A 423-nucleotide genomic window follows, 5' to 3' on the forward strand; every position below is an offset into this window, starting at 1 on the left:
CCCCGTTCCGCGGCCCCCGTTCAAGACAACACAGGGAAAGCAAGCGCCCCCATCGCCCAAAACGATTCGCAGCTGAACAGCGACCCCACCGACCAGAGTGCGACAAACAGGAAGATCGGCAAGGACAGCGCAAGTCTGCAAAAAGTGCCGCGAAGGGTCACCGTGGCTACCTTGGTCGTGCGCCTCTGTTTCGCCTTCGTGTTCGTCGTGAACGTGCAGTGCGCCCTGGGGTTCGCGCTCACACCTGAAGCCTACATGGGCGCCTACGAGCTCGCCGGCGTTCCGGGGCGCGTGGCCACCCAGGGCATCGGCTTCGCCTTCCTCATGTGGAACTGCACCTACCCGCCGGTCATCTGGCAACCATGCCGCCATCGCGCCTTGGCCGGCGTCGTGCTGGCTCAACAAATCGTGGGGCTAGTCGGT

Annotated in this window: 1 pseudogene; it reads left to right on the forward strand. The window is 64.1% G+C overall.

The features are described 5' to 3' along the window. Positions 1-162: 162 nt before the first annotated feature. Positions 163-423 (forward strand): annotated as a pseudogene (locus tag NE591_RS12660) (hypothetical protein); the annotation flags it as partial.

Source organism: Adlercreutzia sp. DFI.6.23, assembly GCF_024462535.1.
Classification (GTDB): domain Bacteria; phylum Actinomycetota; class Coriobacteriia; order Coriobacteriales; family Eggerthellaceae; genus Adlercreutzia; species Adlercreutzia rubneri.